Below are 16,277 nucleotides of genomic sequence, written 5' to 3'. Positions count from 1 at the left end.
CGGAAGGCGGCGGGATCCGCGCCTGTACCGGTGAATTGATTCTGATTGGCAGCCACGTGTAGGACAATTCTTAAAATCACCAACCCGATGCATGAAAAATGCGATGTGTGGGAAATGCACAACGGCGCCGCGCGCGTGGGCGCGCGGGCGCGACGAAGGGGACGTGGGAGGGAAGTTCGAGCGGCCGGGCGGCCCGGCCGTCAAGGCGCCGCGGTTTCCTGGCCCGGGCCGGCGCCCGGTTCCGGCTGGATCGCCAGCGTGCGGAACGCCTTGGGCGTGCAGCCGTATTCTTCCTTGAACAGCTTGTTGAAATAGGAGACGTTGGCGTACCCGACCGAGTACGCGATCTCCGCGACGGTCGTGCCGCTTTTCTCGGTGAGGAGCCGCGCCGCTTCCGTCAGCCGCAGCTTGTTCAGGTAGCTGGTGAACGTCATGCCGAGTTCCGATTTCAGCACGTCGTTGACCTTCGTGCGATTCGTCCCGGTCGCGGCGACGACGGCCTCGAGGTCCAGCTCGGGATTGATGTAGTTCGTCGCGATGAAGCGCAGGACCGACGCCTTTTCCTTGTCGCGGTAGGGCTCCAGCGTGAGCTGGCGGTAGGCGACGAGCGGCAGGTCCTTCTTGAGCTTCGCATCGATGCCCGCGATCGTCGCGCGCGCATGGGCGCGGAAGAACCAGATGCCGAACGCGATCCACCCCGCCGCCACGAGGCCGGCCAGCCAGGCGAGGTAGCGGTAATCGCGGCCACGCAGCGTGAGCTTGCCGATCTCCACGTGGGACGGGACGCCGCGGGGACTCTGCGACGTCGCGCCGAACACGAGCCGCGCGACCCGGTCCAGCTTGAAGTCCTGGCGCGACAGGTCGCGGTGCAGTGTTTCGAACCACCACTCGGGAACCGTCAGCCGCGTGAGGTCGAGCGACACCGGCACGCCGGCCTCGTTGCACGAGAAATAGGTCATGGCCGGCGGATAGGTCAGGAAGTTGCCGGGCTTCGAGATGTGTTCGTCGTAGATGGAGACGACGAACACCATCGAATTGGCGGGCGCGCAGCGGGCGACGAACGACACGGTGCTGTACGTCGACAGGTCCACCAGCACAGGCTTGCCTTTATCGTCCACCGCCAGCAGGTCGGCGGACACGCTGGGGTCCGCCCCCGTCGCCGGGAGGTTCAGGTCGAAGCGCAGCTGGTCCGAGGCCGCGTCGTCGACGCGGATGACGCCCGCGTTCCAGGCCCACGGGCCCGTGGTGAAGCCGCGGCGCCAGCGCACGGCGTCCCGTGCCGCATGGCCGCTCCCCGGCAGGATCGACGCCGACAGGTAGCTGCGGTCGACCAGGATGGCAGCCAGCAACGCGTCCGCGAGCACGATGAGAATGAACGCGAGCAGCGCCTTCTTATAAAACTCTTGCATATGGCATGGTGGGTGATTGACTCCTATCCGTCGCCTCTGATGGGGACGTCGCTGGAATCATAACAGCCCACTCTCGCCGGGTCGCGGTTTCGCCGCCGCGCCGCCGCCGCGTTGTGCCTACACAACGCGGCGGCGCCCCGCGATCACGGCGCCGCCCGCGCGCGGAGCAGCTTGCCGCGGACGTCGTACACGGCCGCGTCCAGGTGCACCGTCGTGGCGACGGCCTTGTCGTCCGCCGCGCTGGCCGCGAGGATGACGCGGTAGTCGCCCGCGGCCACGTTCCACGTCTTCGCGGTGGCGTCGAAGACGGCCAGCAGGCGGGGATCGACCGTCACCGACGCCCCGACGCCGGCACCCGGCTTCACGTCCACCTTCACGAACCCCGCCAGGCGCTTGGGCGCTTCCCAGCGCGCCTCGACGGGCGCCACATAGACCTGCGCCACCTCCCTGCCCTCCACCTTGCCCGTGTTCGTCACCGTGAACGCGGCGTGCACGATGCCGTCCTTCACGTCGGCGGCAAGGCCGGACAGCGTGAAGTCGGTGTACGACAGGCCGTGCCCGAATGGGAACAGCGGCTTGAGGCCCTTCAGGTCGAACCACTTGTAGCCGACGGCCGCGCCTTCGTGGTAATCGGTCTCGAAGCGGCGCTCGGCCACGTCCGGATAGCCGTCCAGCACGGGACGCGGCAACTGCGCTTCCGAGGCCGGGAACGTGGCCGGCAGATGACCGGACGGATTGACGGCGCCGAACAGGATGTCCGCGATGGCGGCGCCGCCGCTGGTGCCCGGATACCATGCTTCGAGGACGGCGCCCACGTCGGCCAGCCACGGCATGGTGACGGGACCGCCCGTTTCCAGCACGACCACTGTGCGCGGGTTGGCCGCCGCCACGGCCGCGACGAGGTCGTCCTGGCGGTCGGGCAGCGCGAGGTTGGGCACGTCCATGCCTTCGCCCGTCCACTGGGTCGCGAACACGATGACGGCGTCGCTGTCGCGCGCCAGCGCGGCCGCGGCCGCGCGGTCGGCGCCGTCGGCATAGGTGACCGTGGCGCCCGGCGCGCGCGTGCGGATGGCCTCCAGCGGCGCCGACGGGTAGTACATCACGGGACCGGGCCACGTCGTCGGCGCGATGCCCGGCACGGCGTTGCCGCCCGCCGGGTACACGAGCGACGAACCGCCGCCGGCCAGCACGCCCTTGTCGGCATGGCCGCCGATGACGGCGATCCGCTTGACGGTCGCGCTCAACGGGAGGACATGCGCGTCGTTCTTGAGCAGGACCATGCCTTCCTGCGCGTCCTTCAACGACACGGCGGCATGCGCCTTGAACGCGATCGTGTCCGGCGCCGGCGCCACCGGATGGTCGACGACGCCGTGTTCGAACATCGAGCGCAGGACGCGGCGCGCCATGTCGTCCAGGCGCGCGCGCGGCACCCAGCCGTTCAACACGGCTTCCTTGAGCGGCGCGCCAAAGTAGTCGGACACGTCGAACGGCATGCCGGACTGCTGGTCCAGACCTGCGTTCGCGGCCGGCACGGTGCTGTGGACGGCGCCCCAGTCCGACATCACCCAGCCCGCGAAGCCCCAGTCGTCCTTGAGCACCTCGTTCAGCAGATGGGCGTTCTCGCACACGTGGACACCGTTCACGCGGTTGTACGAGCACATGACGGCGCCCGGATCGCCGGCTTCGTACGCGAACTGCAGCGCCAGCAGGTCGGACATGCGCGCGGCGGCATCGTCGATGCGCACGTTCACGGTGGTGCGGCCGGATTCCTGGTCGTTGAGCGCGAAATGCTTCAGCGTGGAGACGACGTGGTTCGACTGGATGCCCTTGATCTGCGCGCCCACGATGCGGCCGGCCAGCAGCGGGTCCTCGCCGCCGTATTCGAAATTGCGGCCGTTGCGCGGCTCGCGCAGCAGGTTGACGCCGCCCGCCAGCATCACGTTGAAGCCGTAGGCGCGCGCTTCGGCGCCGATCATGGCGCCGCCCGCATACGCCGTGGCGACGTCCCACGTGGCCGCCGTGGCCAGGCCGGACGGCAGTGCCGTTGCGTAGCGCACGTTCGGGCCGTTCTGGCTCGCCACGCCGAGGCCCGCGTCCGTTTCCCACAAATGCGGAATGCCCAGGCGCGGCACGCCGTAGACGAATCCGGCCGACTGGTCGTGGGAAGGCGCCGGGCGCTTCGTCTTCTTCGACGCCTGGTCCGCGCCCAGGTAGCCGAAGACAAGCTTCAGCTTTTCGTCCAGCGTCATCTCGCGCAGCACGAGGCCGGCCCGTTCGTCCGCGGGGAGCTTCGTGTTCATCCACGGCTCGGCCGCCGTCGCGCTGGTGCAGCAGACGGTTGCGACGTACAACAAGGCGATCGCCTTCTTCAATGTGGAGAAGCGGTGCACGGGCTTACCTCGGGAGAAAAAGGGAGCCATTCTCCGGACATCGCCACCGAACCGCAATTGCGAAAATCGCGAGTGCGCGGGATGAAATCGCAGCGGCGGGCGGTTCTGGCAAAAATCATGCGCCGCGTTCGCCGATTTCATAATTGCGCCGTGCGGCGGCCGATGGCCACAATCCCTCCTCTCCGGATTTTTTCAAGGCCCCTCCATGCGCAAGCTGTTGCTCACCCTATTCTTCTGCATCGCCGCCGGCGCCCAGGCGCAGACCACCGTGATCCCGCTCTGGCCGGAAGGCGTGCCGAACGCGAAGGCGAATCCCGGCCCCGAAAAGCTCGATGGCGAGCTCATCAGCCATGTCTCGCAGCCGACGCTGACCTATTACCCGGCGGCGCCCGGCCGCGCGGCCAGGACGGCGGTGATCATCTGCCCGGGCGGCGGCTACGAATTCCTGGCGTTCGACCACGAAGGCCGGCAGTACGCGCAATGGCTGTCCCGCCTGGGCGTCGCCGCCTTCGTGCTCAAGTACCGCCTGTCCGATTTCGGCCACCCCGCCCCGCTGCAGGACGTGCTGCGCGCGCTGCGCACCGTGCGCGCGCATGCGGCCGACTACAGCGTGGCGCCGGACCGCATCGGCGTGATGGGCAGTTCGGCCGGCGGCCACCTCGCCGCCAGCGCGGCCACGATGTTCGACGATCCGGCCGGACGCACGGGCGCGGCGCTCGACGCCGTCAGCGCACGGCCCGACTTCCTGCTGCTGATGTACCCGGTGATCACGTTGATGCCGCCATCCGCGCATGCCGGTTCGCGCCACGCGCTGCTGGGCGCGAACCCGGCGCCGGACCTGGTAAGGCGGATGTCGGTCGAGACCCGCGTCAGCGCGCAGACGCCGCCGACGTTCCTCGTCCACTCGCAGGACGACGGCACCGTCCCGGTCGACAACAGCATCCTGTTCTTCCAGGCCCTCACCCGCGCCCACGTGCCGGCCGAGATGCACATCTTCGAGCGCGGTGGCCACGGCATGGGCATGAGCGCCGGCCACGGCGACGCATCGCTGTGGCCGCAGCGCGCCGAGGAATGGCTGCGCGACCGCAAGCTGATCCAGTGATCCCCGGGCCGGTCCGCGCCGGCCCGCACCTTATCCCTCATCACCCGAAAGGAGGCGCACGCCCCGGCAAAAGCCGCCCGCACCATGCTGTCTTGCACCATCCCGTACGACGACACGTTAACGTAATGAGGAGACATGCCATGAAATGCAAAGCAATCCTGAGCGCGACGCTGCTCGCACTGGCCCTGACGGGCTGCAGCGGCGGCTCGGCCACCGACCCCGCCAGCCCCACGCAAACGGCCGCATCGATGTCCTCGGTCGCAGCCGCGAAAGCCCGATTCCCCAGCTATAACACGAACCCGCTGCCCGCCGACGCGACCGGCATGGCGAGCAACGCCGTCACGCTGGCCGGCAAGATCAAGGTCGGCATCAACATCGGCAATTCGCTGGAGGCGATCGGCGGCGAGACCGCCTGGGGCAATCCTCCGATCACGCTGGCCCAGATCCAGCTGATCAAGCAGAACGGCTTCACGGCCGTGCGCCTGCCCACGTCGTGGGACCAGTATGCCGACCAGCGCACGGGCAAGATCAGCGACGCCTGGCTGGCGCGCGTGAAACAGGTGGTGCAATGGTGCGTCGACAGCGGGCTATACGTCATCGTCAACATCCATTGGGACGGCGGCTGGCTGGACAACAACATCACGTCGAGCGCCCAGGCGTCCGTCAACATGAAGCAGAAAGCCTACTGGGAACAGATCGCCACGACGCTGCGCGGCTTCGACGAACACCTGATGTTCGCCAGCGCCAACGAGCCGCCGGCGAAGGACGCGACCCAGATGGCGATCCTGATGTCGTACCACCAGACGTTCGTCGACGCCGTGCGCTCGACGGGCGGCCGGAACGCCTACCGCGTGCTGGTCGTCCAGGGACCGAGCACGGACATCGACCTCACCTACAACCTGATGAACACGATGCCGACCGACACCGTGACGGCGCGCCAGATGGCGGAGATCCACTACTACACGCCGTACCAGTTCACGCTGATGACGGCCGACGCGACCTGGGGCAACCAGTTCTACTACTGGGGCACCGGCTACCACTCGACCACGGATACGGCGCACAACGCGACGTGGGGCGAGGAAGCCGACCTGGACGCCCTGTTCGCGAAGATGAAGCAGAAATTCGTCGACAAGGGCATTCCGGTCGTGATGGGCGAGTTCGGCGCGATCCGCCGCTCGACCACGCTGTCGGGCGACAACCTGCAACTGCACCTGAATTCGCGCGCCTACTTCCTCAACTACGCGTCGCGCCAGGCCGTCGCCAACGGCCTGCTGCCGTTCTACTGGGACGCCGGCGGGACGGGCAACAACGGCTCGGCCATCTTCGACCGCAACGCGGGCACGGTGTTCGACCAGCAGGCGCTCGATGCGCTGATCCGCGGGGCCAACGGGCTCGCCCTCTGATCCCGGCGGCTTGATCGATCGGGGCCGGAGCGCCGCCGCGGCGGCGGACTCCGGCCCTCCAGCCTTAGAAGACCATCCGCAGGCCGACGTTGACGCGGCGGCCGTCGTTTTCCAGCGTGAGGAACTGGCTGTCGTTGTTGGCGTACTCGTGCACCTTGGCGTTCGTCAGGTTGATGGCGTCCAGGTACAGCGACAGTTGCGCGGTCAGGTTGTAGCGCAGGCTCGCATCCGTCTGGCCGTAGGCCGCGCGGTTGCGCGGCAAGGTGCTGCCGCCGCCGCAATCGATCGAGAAGTGATTGCGCCAGTTATAGCTGGCCCGTGCCTGGAACTTGCTGTTTTCGAAGAACAGCGACGCGTTGTACGACTGGCGCGACAGGCCGGGATAGCCGCAGGTCACCGGACCCGAGTCGGTATCGCGGCTCGCTTCCGCATCCACGTAGGTGTAGTTCGCCGTCACGCCGAAGCCCTGCAGCAGCGGGTGGATGTTATCGAACGCAAACTGGCCGGCCAGTTCCGCGCCCTTGATCGTGCCCGTCTGGCCGTTGCGGATGCGGGTGTCGTGCACGATTTCGGTCGGATATTGCGCGACCTTCGTGTCCTCCAGCGTCGTCTCCAGGAAGTCCGACACCTTCTTCATGAACAGGGCGGCGCTGACGTAGTTCGTCTTCGACAGATACCATTCGTACGACACGTCGTAGTTATTCGAACGCATCGGCTTCAGGTAGGGGTTGCCGCCCCCACTGGTCACATAACCCACGCGGCCGCCGTACGAATTGCTGACACCCATCTGGCCCAGTGTCGGACGGGTCAGCGTCTTCGATGCGCCGAAGCGCAGCAGCATGTCGGACGTGAGGTCGAATTTCACGTTGGCGGACGGCAGCCAGGCGTTATAGCTGCTGCCGACCGTATTCGTCTGCATCGGGCCCCAGTTCTGGATGTACGTCGTGTCGTTCGGGCTTTGCACGGCCGACAGCAGGACGCGGCTGGTGCCCGAGGACTCCGATTTCACGTGCATGTAGCGCAGGCCCAGGTCGCCGGACCAACCGTCGCCTTCCCACTTCGATTCGACGAAGGCGTTCGCCACCTTTTCCTGCACGGCCCACAGCGACGGTTTCGTGTAGTCGATCGCCATCGGGCCGTTCGGATAAATCGACTTGTCGGCGTAATGGGCCGGGTCGTTCGATTGCGGGATCAGCGACGGCTGGTTCAGGTAGGCCATGTAGGCGTACGGATCGAAGCTCAGGAAGTTCGGCGGCACGCCGCCGCCGCCGCCGAACGGATTGCCCAGCGGCGTCACCGTGAACAGCGACGACGGCAGCGACACGTGGTAGCCGGAGAAGGCGTTCCACGAATCGGCGCTCCACGAGATATGCTCGACCTTGCGCTGCGAATACGCGCCGCCCATGTCGAGACCCTTGAACACGCCCATGTCCGGCGTCCAGGACGCGTTCAGGCGGCCTTCGTGCAGGTTGTCGTGGTTGGTGTCGATGTTGTTGCCGACGGCGTGGGCGCGCACGGCCGACGGGTCGGCGATGCCATCGCCGAAGGTCACGGTCGGCGTCGAACCGAAGGTCAGCACGTCGCCGTTCTTCGGCACCATGCCGGCCACGATCCACAGGTCGGGATAGCCGATCGCCGTGCGCGACGTCGACAGGTCGGCGTCCAGTTTCCAGTCCGGCGACAGCGTCCACTTCGAATTCACGCCATAGGCCAGCGTGGTCGACAGGCGGTCGCCGCCCTTGACGATCATGTCGTTCGAATTGGCGTCGGTCAGGATGCCCGCCGCGGCCAGGCCCGGATTGTTGGCGACGAAGGCCGAACCCGGACGATCGAAGCCCGTCACCTGGCCGTTCGCGTCGTATTTCACGTTCAGCTGGGTCGGATTCATCCAGTCGCTGATGGCGATCACGTTGTTGCGCTGGTTCAGGCGCGAATACAGGGCGTCGGCCGTGATCTTCCAGGTGGACGACGGATTGTATTGCACCGTCGTGTTGGCGACGAGGCGCTTGCGGCTTTCGTCCTCGTTCTGGAAGCCGTAGCTTTGCGGCATGAGCAGCTTACGGGTCGTGACGTCCGCTGCCGTCAGCCCCTTGGAACTCAGGTCGCCGTTGATCGTCTTGACGTCCAGCAGATTCCAGGCGTCGTTGAGGGCTTTATATTGCCGCGATGCGCGGTCCGTGTACGACAGCGAGCCGGACACGCCGAAATTCTTCGCCGCGTTCGCATACGAATACAGGGCGCTGACGTTCGGCGTGTTCTTCTTCGAATTCGAGTCGTACGAATCCGAGACGTTGACCACCGTCGACTGGCCGGCTTTTCCGGACAGCGGGCGCGCCGTCTGGATGTCGACGGTCGAACCGATGCCGCCCTCCGGCAGGAAGGCCTGGGACGTCTTGTACACGAGGGCCTTCGAGATCAGGTCGGACGACAGCACGTCGAACGAGAATTCACGGCCGCCCGTGTCGCTCGTCATGGTGCGGCCATTGATCAGCACGTTATTGAATTCCGGGCCGAGGCCGCGCACGGAGATGTAGCGGCCCTCGCCGTTGTTACGCTGGATCTGCACGCCGGTGACGCGCTGCAGCGACTCCGCGATATTCGTGTCCGGGAACTTGCCGGCGTCCTCGGCCGACACGGCGTCGACGACGCCTTCCTGCAGCCGCTTGGTCATCAGCGACGAGCTGAGTGACGCGCGGATGCCGCTGACCACGACCTGCTGCACCGAGCCGTCGGCCGCCGGCGGCGTCTGGTCGGTCGTCTGCGCGCCGGCGTAGGCGGTCACGCACAGTTCGGCGATCAGCGCCGCCAGTACGGTTTTATAGATTCTGCTGTTGTCCATGTCTAATATCTCCCTTGCTCCGTTTATATGACTGCTTGGTTTTCGATCGACCCATGCGCCCGATGCGACAGGCGTTAGCGGTAACGTTGTCGCATTACGGCGCAAAAGCGGGGGCTTTGCGCCGATGCCGTCCGGCTTACGGACGGGCGGCGCGCATCGGTCTTCGCGGAATTACGTGGCGCCCTTGTATTTGTTTAAGGGACGCACGAAATAATTGTACGTAGCAGTGCAATCGTTACCACTATGGATTCTTTACCGTCTGGCATGCCATAAACATATAGGACCATGCATATCGCATGCCATTGCGGGTTCAGTAATTGACGGCGTAGTCTTTCGGGAAAGGCCGTCCGGCGAAGGCTTTCTTCTGCGTCCAGTCCTGCAACGGGCTCGTCCAGTACGAATCGTCCGCCGGCAGGCCCAGCGCCAGCAGGCTTTCCGACGCGATGTACATGCTGCCGTTGTTGGAATAGATGTCGGCCAGTTCGGGATGGTGGCCGACGAAGCCGATGGTCAGGTAGCCGTCCTTCGTGAAATTGGTCGGGTCCGTCCACACGGCTTCGTGCACGGCCTGCAGCGCCGCGCGCACCTGGCCTTCGGGCAGGCTGGGGGGCAGCTGCTTGCGCCAGGCCAGCAGGCCCAAAGGCTGGAACACGGCCGTGCGGTAGGTGAGCGAGCGCCCGATGGGCGGATACGTGCCCGTGGGCGAGATGAAGCGCTCCAGGTGTTCGGAATAACGCTGCATGCGTTTCAACGCCTGGGCGCGCAGGTCGGCCGGCTTGCCGTTCCAGAACGGCGCGTTGTGCCGCTCCAGCACCTCGAGGATCTCGACCAGCATCGGGTACATCACGTACGAGTTGTAGTAGTCGAAGTGGAAGGTCTCGCCGTCCTTGATCCAGCCGTCGCCCACATACCATTCGTTGACCTTGCGGATGGCGACGTTCGTGCGCATCGGGTCGGCCTGTTCGCCCACCGACAGCAGGAAGGCCTCGTTCATCGCCGCGAACAGCATCCAGTTGATGTACGGCGGTTCGATGCTGCGCAGGCCCTTGATCTCGGCGACGATGCGCTGCTTGGTCTTCGCGTCGAGCGGTTCCCACAAGGCCTTGGGCGCGCGGATCAGCGCGTTCGTGAAGTAGGACGAGTCGACGAGCGCCTGCCCGCCGGCGTGCCAGCCCAGGTAATCCGGGCTGGCCGGGTCGACGGCGTGCGCATAGCTTTGCAGCGCGAGCTGGCGCAGGCGCGACCGCAACCGCCCTTCCGGCGTCGCGTCGTCCGGCAGCGCCAGCCACGGCGCGATGCCGGAGATCAGGCGGCCGAAGCATTCCAGGTAGGCCACGTTCGGACTGCGGCCATCCCAAGTGGGGCTCAGTTCGAGCGGGAAGCGTTTTTTCAGTTCGCCGCGCGCCATCGCGGCGAGGACCGGCTCGGCCATCCGTTGCAGCAGGCCGAGCATCCATTCGCGCTCGGCGCCCGCGCGCGCGCGCGCGCCCGGCGCTGCCGTTGCCGCTACGGCGGCGTCGGCGCCCGGCAGGCCCAACGCGCCGGCGGCCGCCGCGACGCTGCCCATGAAGTGTCGTCGTTTCATGCGTGTTCCTTGTTCTTCATTGTTCGACCACCAGCCCGTCGCCGACATAGGCGCGGAAATGGCGGATGCGTCCCGTGACGCCGTCCGGTCCCTGGCGCGGCACGTAGCGCAGGCCGGCCACCTCCATCGAACGACCGAGGTCGATCACGAGGCGGTGCGGATGGCCCGTGCCGTTCAGCGCCGTATGCCAGTAGTCGCTGTTCTGGCCATTGATCGCGTTGAGGGCGCCGCCGTCTTCCTTCGTCGCTTCCTCGCTGTCGACCCAGGCGATGGTCCAGTTGGACTGGTCGAGCGTCTTGCCGTCCTTGTCCAGCAGGGCCAGTTCCGCGACGGCGGCATACGGCTTGCCGTCGAACGCGTCGAGCGACTCCAGGCAGAACTGGCGGCCGGCCTTCGGCGCGCCGAAGCGCACGTCCTGCGTCTGCGAGCCGGGCGCGAATTCGCCGTCGTGCACGGGTTTGACGCCGTCCAGATGCAGGCGCGCCGTGCTCGGGGGACGCGGGAAATCCCGTTCGCGGTGCAGCTGGTCGAGGATCGGCATGGCGAGGCCGGCGATCGTAGGCAGTCCCTGTCCGCGCGGCCCGGTCAGGTCGAGCACGACGACCTCGTTGCGGCCCTTGCGCAGCCACGGCCCCGGCAGGTACATCGTCTGCGTGGGGCCGATGCTCCAGAAGCGTCCCAGGCAACGGCCGTTGACCCACACGACGCCCTGCCCCCAGGCCGACATGTCGAGGAACGTGTCGTCCGTGCGCGCGGTATCGAAGCCGCCGCGGAAGAACGCGGCGCCCTTGCCGCGTCCCTTCCTGAACGCCAGCGGCGGCAGCACGCCGTCGGCGTCGAAGTCGATGGCGCGGATTTCCCAGTTCTCCAGCGGTTGCGCGGCGCCGCCTTTCGGCGTTAACGTCACGGGGCCGTGCAGGCCCTTGCGGTCGTGGATCTCGACGCCGAAGTTCACGCGCGCGATCGTGTACAGCAGGATCTCGAGCGTGGCCGGCTTGCTGCGCGCCGGGACGTCGACCTTGTAGCGGCGGTAGCGCGTGTCCATCGTGCCGATCGGCTTGCCGTCCAGGTGGACCCACGCCAGGTCGCGGACCCTGGCCACGTCGACCGTGCCCGCCGGTCCGGCCGGCAGGGTGACGCGATACGACACGAGGCCGCGGCTGATGTCGTACTGCTCGATCGGACGCGGCGACACGTCCTTGATCACGCGCGCCGGCATGGCCGACTTCACGGCCACGGATTCGGCCAGCGCGAACGGCGCGATCGTCATCACGGGCATGCGCGGCGGCGGCGCCGGCAGCTTCTCGCCCGGTGCCAGGAACGGCGTGATGGCGGCGCGGTAGGCGTCGAACTTCTCGCCGATCCAGCCCGCTTCGCCGATCGGCGCATCGTAGTCGTAGCTCGTCGTGTCGGGCCGGAACGGGCGGTCGCAGCCGCCCCACAGGCCGAACGTCGTGCCGCCGTGCGCCATGTACAGGCTGAACGAACCGTTCGCCTTGAGCATGGCCGCGATGTCGGCCGTCGCCCCTTCCACGCCGCCGCGGCGGTGCGGCGCGCCCCAGGTGTCGAACCAGCCGGAATAATATTCGCCGCACATCCGCGGCCCCTTCTGCACGGCGTCCAGCGCCTTGAAGCCGGCGGCCGGATCGCTGCCGAAGTTCGCCACCGTGAACAGTTCCGGGATGTAGGTGCGCGCGACCGCATTCGTCGGATTGCACTGGAACAGCGGCACGTCGAAGCCCGCGTCCAGCAACGCCTGGCGCAGCACGCGCAGGTAGCCGACGTCGTCGCCGAAGAAGCCGTACTCGTTCTCGACCTGCACCATCAGGATGTTCCCGCCGCGCGTCACCTGCTGCGGCCCGAGCACCCGCCCGACTTCCGCCAGCCAGCGCCGCGCGGGCGCCAGGTAGGCTTCGTCGCGCGTGCGCAGGAAGGCGTCGCCGGGGTGCTTGAGCAGCCACCACGGCATCCCGCCCATCTCCCACTCGGCGCAGGCGTACGGGCCCGGGCGCAGGATCACCCACAGGCCCTCTTCCTGCGCGAGCCGGCAGAATTCGACGGCGTCGCGCTGCGCGGCCCAGTCGTAGCGGCCTTCGCGCCACTCGTGGTAATTCCAGAACAGGTAGGCGCACACCGCGTTCAGGCCCATCGCCTTGATGGTCTTGAGGCGGTGCGACCAGTACTCGCGCGGCACCCGGGCGAAGTGCATCTCGCCGCAGCGGATCTGCAGGGGCTTCCCGTCCAGCAGGAAGTCGTGGTCGCCGATCGCGAAGCGGTGCGAGGCCGCGGCGTAGACGGTGGCGGTGAGCGGCAGCAGCGCGCCGCCCAGCGCGGCGGCGCTGCCTTGCAGCAGGCGCCGGCGTTGGAAACTGATGGTCATGTAGTCGTCGTCGAGTTTCGAAAATTACAGCTTGCCGCGGATGCCGATCTTGATCGTGCGGCCGTCGTACTTCGCATAATCCATGCGGCTACGGTGACCGTCGCCGTACTGCCCGGTCGCGTCCTCGAAATAATCGTACGACAGCGTGTTGGACAAGTTCAGCGCATCGATGCGGAGTTCCAGGTTCTCCGACAGTTTATAGCTGATGTTGCCGTCCAGGTAGCCCCGCGCGGCATGCCAGCGAATCAGGTCGTCGCCGTTGTTCTTCGGATTATCCGGGTGCAGCGAGCGGCCCTTGTAGTTGTACGAGAGGCGCATGGCCAGGGGGCCGCGCTCGTAATAGGTCGTGAAGCTGTACGCGTATTTCGGCACCGAGTTGACCGCGATTTCCTTGCCGGCGTTCGTGATCCACTTCTGGCTGTTGAACGGGTCGATGTGCGTGTAGCTGCCCAGCGCGCCGAGGCCCTTGAACGGCTCCGGCAGGAAGGTGAAGTCCTGCTGGTACGCGAGCTCGTAGCCTTTCAGCGTCTGCTGGCCCGCGTTGCCGTAGGTGCGCAGGGTCATCGGCAGGTTCGGGTCGACGTGGCCGTTCGCGTCGTGGAAGATCGCGCCCAGCGCCGTGTCGGGCAGGCCCAGCGCGCCGAACGTGGTCTGCGTCGTGCTCGAGACGGTGGCGTCGGTCAGGTCCTTCTTGAAGTAGGCGGCCGACAGCAGGCTGCCCGGCTTGAAATACCATTCGAGGCTGGTGTCGAGGTTCTTCGATTGCTGCGGCTTCAGGCTCGGATTACCCGCGGTGGCCGTGTTGTCGAACGGGTTCGGGACGACGGTCTGCGCGGCGATGATCGACAGCGACGCGCGGCTGATCGTCTTGCCGTACGAGGCGCGCCAGATCACGTCTTCCGTCAGGTCGTAGGCGGCGCTGATGGCCGGCAGCACGTTCGTGTACTTGCCGTGCTCCTGGTTCGGCGCATAGGTATTGCCGGCGCCCGACTTCTTGTAGTTGTCGATGCCGAGCTTCGTCTGCGCCCAGCGCACGCCGGCGTTGATGCGCAGCTCGCGGTCCAGCACCTCGCCCTTGAAGTCGGACTGCACGAAGCCCGTCGTGACCTTCTCTTCCGCGCCGAAGCTTTGCGCCGGCGTGAACGCGTCGCTGGTGTTGTAGGCCAGCGGATCGTACGTGCCCATGGTGTAGCTGCGGGTGAACGTTCCGAACTGGTGCGGCCAGCCGTCGCCCATGTCCAGGTTCGAGATCGGCAGGTTCGACACCATATTGCTGCGCAGGCCGGCGTCGCCCGCCTGTTTCAGCTTGGCCACCATGGCCGACGTGCCGTTGCGCTTCTCGACGCTCTTCGTCGTGTCGACGTACACCAGGCCCCCCTTGAAGCGGCCGGTCCAGTCGCCCCACAGGTCGTAGTCCTGGTCCAGCACGAGGCGCGCCTGGCGGCCCTTGTCGGTCTCGCGCGTCCAGCCGGTGTTGATGTCGAAGCCGGTGAAGTTGGCGGGGTTCGTGTAGTCGACGGGCGACGACATCGACGGATACACGTGGTCGGGACCGTAGTCGATGGTGGTGTCGACGCCGAAGATCTGGCCCGACAAGGTGTCCTGGTAGCTGGTCGCGTCGCTGTTGTTGGCCGACAGCTGGCCGGTCAGCACGGTGCCCTTCTTGACTTCCCAGCGGCCGTTCAGCGCGAGGTAGCCGAACTTGGTCTTGTCCTCGCCGTACGTGACGCCGCTGCTGTACGACGTGTTGCCGAAGGTGCCCGTCAGCAGGTCCGACGCCGGATCGATGTGCACGTCGAGCGGCACGAGGCCGTTGTGGCCGGACTGGCCGGCCGGCGCGCTGGGGTTCGTCGTCTTGCTGTTGCGGATCAGGAGGCCGTAATACAGCTCGTCGCGGCTGTTCTTCAGCTGCGAAGCGAGGCCGTCCAGGCTGATATTCAGACCGCCTTCCTTGAACTGCAGCGACGACACGAGGCCGTCGCGCGAACGGCGGTTCTGCGAGCCGTAGAAGCGGTAGATACGCGGCAGCAGCGCGTTGTCGACCTGGTCGCGCGTATAGCCCGACAGGTTCGCGCGCGGGTCGTCGTAGTCCAGCTGCATGGCGAAGTTGCCCAGCACCGGCGAGGCGCTGCCGCGGCGCGAGCTGTTGTAGCCGCCCGTCGCCTCGAAGCCGGAACGGTTGTTGACGGCCTTCGAATGGGCCACGCCGGCCAGGAAGCCCCAGTGTCCCCAGGTGTTCGAATACAGCGCGAAGCCGGTCGGATCGGCCTTCTCCGACATCGTGTTGTATGCGGCCGAGACGGCGTAGCGCACGTTGCGCTTGGGGTTGTCGAACGGACGCGGCGTCTGCAGGTCGACGACGCCGCCCATGCCGCCTTCGGTCAGCTCGGCCAGCGGGGTCTTGTAGAAGTCGACGCGGCCGAACAGTTCGGACGCGAACACGTCGTAGTTGAAGCCGCGCGCGGCACTGCCGATGGTGCTGGTCGACGTCGTGTTGACGGGCGCGCCGTTCAGCGTCGTCACCGAGTATTCGGTCGGCAGGCCGCGGATCGAGATGCGCTGGCCTTCCGCCGAGCTTTCGTCGCGGTTCAGGATCACGCCCGGCACGCGCTGCAGCGATTCGGCCACGTTCGCCTCGGGGAACTTGCCGATGTCCTCGGCGACGATCGAATCGCGCACGCCGACGGCCTGCTGCTTGAGGTTCAGCGCCTTCTGCAGGCTGGAACGGAAGCCCGTCACGACGACGGTCGTGGTGGCGGGTGCGTCCTGGGCCGGCGGGGCCGGCTCGGTCGTGGGGGCGGCGGGCGCCGTGGCTTCCTGTGCCAGCACCGGGTTCCCGTAGGCGGCGGCCAGCGCCACCGGCAGCAGCGTGGCGAGCAACTTCTTGTTCATCTTGTCTCCATCCTTGTCTCGTTATTGGGCCTGTTCGTGCCGGACTGGGGCAATGTCGCGGTATCTTTACGCCGGCTGATGGTCACGTTACCACAGGCGATTATTAAAGAGCAATAGCGCGCGAACGAAGGCGAAATTCACGTAACTCATTGTTTTTTCTATGAATTAGCGGATGTTTCGGCAATTTTTGTGTCGCGAAACGACTACAGCCATACTAAACAGTCATACCTTCAATGAATTTTGTGATGTACGTTGTCTCATTATTCCGTCAAACTTC

The 16,277-nt window shown here is 66.5% G+C and carries 8 protein-coding genes; 2 read left to right on the top strand and 6 right to left on the bottom strand.

Annotated features, from left to right (window positions below; genetic code table 11):
• Positions 1-200: 200 nt before the first annotated feature.
• Positions 201-1,409, bottom strand: a complete 1,209-nt coding sequence (locus U9J41_RS20050; RefSeq protein ID WP_322403927.1) for a helix-turn-helix domain-containing protein — start codon at positions 1,407-1,409, stop codon at positions 201-203.
• A gap of 143 nt (positions 1,410-1,552) precedes the next feature.
• The gene (locus U9J41_RS20045) at positions 1,553-3,709 is read right to left on the bottom strand and encodes a beta-glucosidase (RefSeq protein ID WP_322403984.1); all 2,157 of its coding nucleotides are present in this window, start codon (positions 3,707-3,709) and stop codon (positions 1,553-1,555) included.
• Between the two features lie 295 nt (positions 3,710-4,004).
• On the opposite strand from U9J41_RS20045, the gene U9J41_RS20040 reads away from it, so the two are divergent.
• Both U9J41_RS20040 and U9J41_RS20035 read left to right on the top strand, forming a co-directional pair.
• A complete protein-coding gene (locus U9J41_RS20040) occupies positions 4,005-4,901 on the top strand; it encodes an alpha/beta hydrolase (protein WP_322403926.1) in 897 nt (298 codons plus the stop codon).
• 140 nt (positions 4,902-5,041) lie between these two features.
• Entirely contained in the window at positions 5,042-6,304 is a 1,263-nt protein-coding gene (locus U9J41_RS20035) for a glycoside hydrolase family 5 protein (RefSeq protein WP_322403925.1), read from the top strand.
• A 64-nt stretch (positions 6,305-6,368) separates the two neighbouring features.
• On the opposite strand, the gene U9J41_RS20030 is transcribed toward U9J41_RS20035, so the two are convergent.
• From U9J41_RS20030 to U9J41_RS20015, 4 genes are all read right to left on the bottom strand, one after another.
• Positions 6,369-9,143, bottom strand: coding sequence for a TonB-dependent receptor (locus U9J41_RS20030; RefSeq protein WP_322403924.1), 2,775 nt, complete (start codon positions 9,141-9,143; stop codon positions 6,369-6,371).
• Positions 9,144-9,453: 310 nt separating this feature from the next.
• Positions 9,454-10,728 carry a DUF2264 domain-containing protein gene (locus U9J41_RS20025; RefSeq protein WP_322403923.1) on the bottom strand — a complete coding sequence of 425 codons (1,275 nt, stop codon included), beginning with the start codon at positions 10,726-10,728 and terminating at the stop codon, positions 9,454-9,456.
• A gap of 16 nt (positions 10,729-10,744) precedes the next feature.
• On the bottom strand, positions 10,745-13,108 hold the full coding sequence (locus U9J41_RS20020) for a beta-galactosidase (protein WP_322403922.1): 2,364 nt from the start codon (positions 13,106-13,108) through the stop codon (positions 10,745-10,747).
• A gap of 24 nt (positions 13,109-13,132) precedes the next feature.
• On the bottom strand, positions 13,133-16,000 hold the full coding sequence (locus tag U9J41_RS20015) for a TonB-dependent receptor (protein ID WP_322403921.1): 2,868 nt from the start codon (positions 15,998-16,000) through the stop codon (positions 13,133-13,135).
• Positions 16,001-16,277: the final 277 nt, after the last annotated feature.

Source organism: Massilia luteola (assembly GCF_034420155.1).
In the GTDB taxonomy this organism is placed as follows: Bacteria; Pseudomonadota; Gammaproteobacteria; order Burkholderiales; family Burkholderiaceae_D; genus Telluria; species Telluria luteola.
This window is presented reverse-complemented; position numbering and strand designations above follow the sequence as displayed.

Excerpts from the sequence above, each read along its gene's own strand:
- U9J41_RS20050 (WP_322403927.1), bottom strand. The coding sequence starts at position 1,409 with ATGCAAGAGTTTTATAAGAAGGCGCTGCTCGCGTTCATTCTCATCGTG.
- U9J41_RS20045 (WP_322403984.1), bottom strand. The coding sequence starts at position 3,709 with ATGAACACGAAGCTCCCCGCGGACGAACGGGCCGGCCTCGTGCTGCGC.
- U9J41_RS20040 (WP_322403926.1), top strand. The coding sequence starts at position 4,005 with ATGCGCAAGCTGTTGCTCACCCTATTCTTCTGCATCGCCGCCGGCGCC.
- U9J41_RS20035 (WP_322403925.1), top strand. The coding sequence starts at position 5,042 with ATGAAATGCAAAGCAATCCTGAGCGCGACGCTGCTCGCACTGGCCCTG.
- U9J41_RS20030 (WP_322403924.1), bottom strand. The coding sequence starts at position 9,143 with ATGGACAACAGCAGAATCTATAAAACCGTACTGGCGGCGCTGATCGCC.
- U9J41_RS20025 (WP_322403923.1), bottom strand. The coding sequence starts at position 10,728 with ATGAAACGACGACACTTCATGGGCAGCGTCGCGGCGGCCGCCGGCGCG.
- U9J41_RS20020 (WP_322403922.1), bottom strand. The coding sequence starts at position 13,108 with ATGACCATCAGTTTCCAACGCCGGCGCCTGCTGCAAGGCAGCGCCGCC.
- U9J41_RS20015 (WP_322403921.1), bottom strand. The coding sequence starts at position 16,000 with ATGAACAAGAAGTTGCTCGCCACGCTGCTGCCGGTGGCGCTGGCCGCC.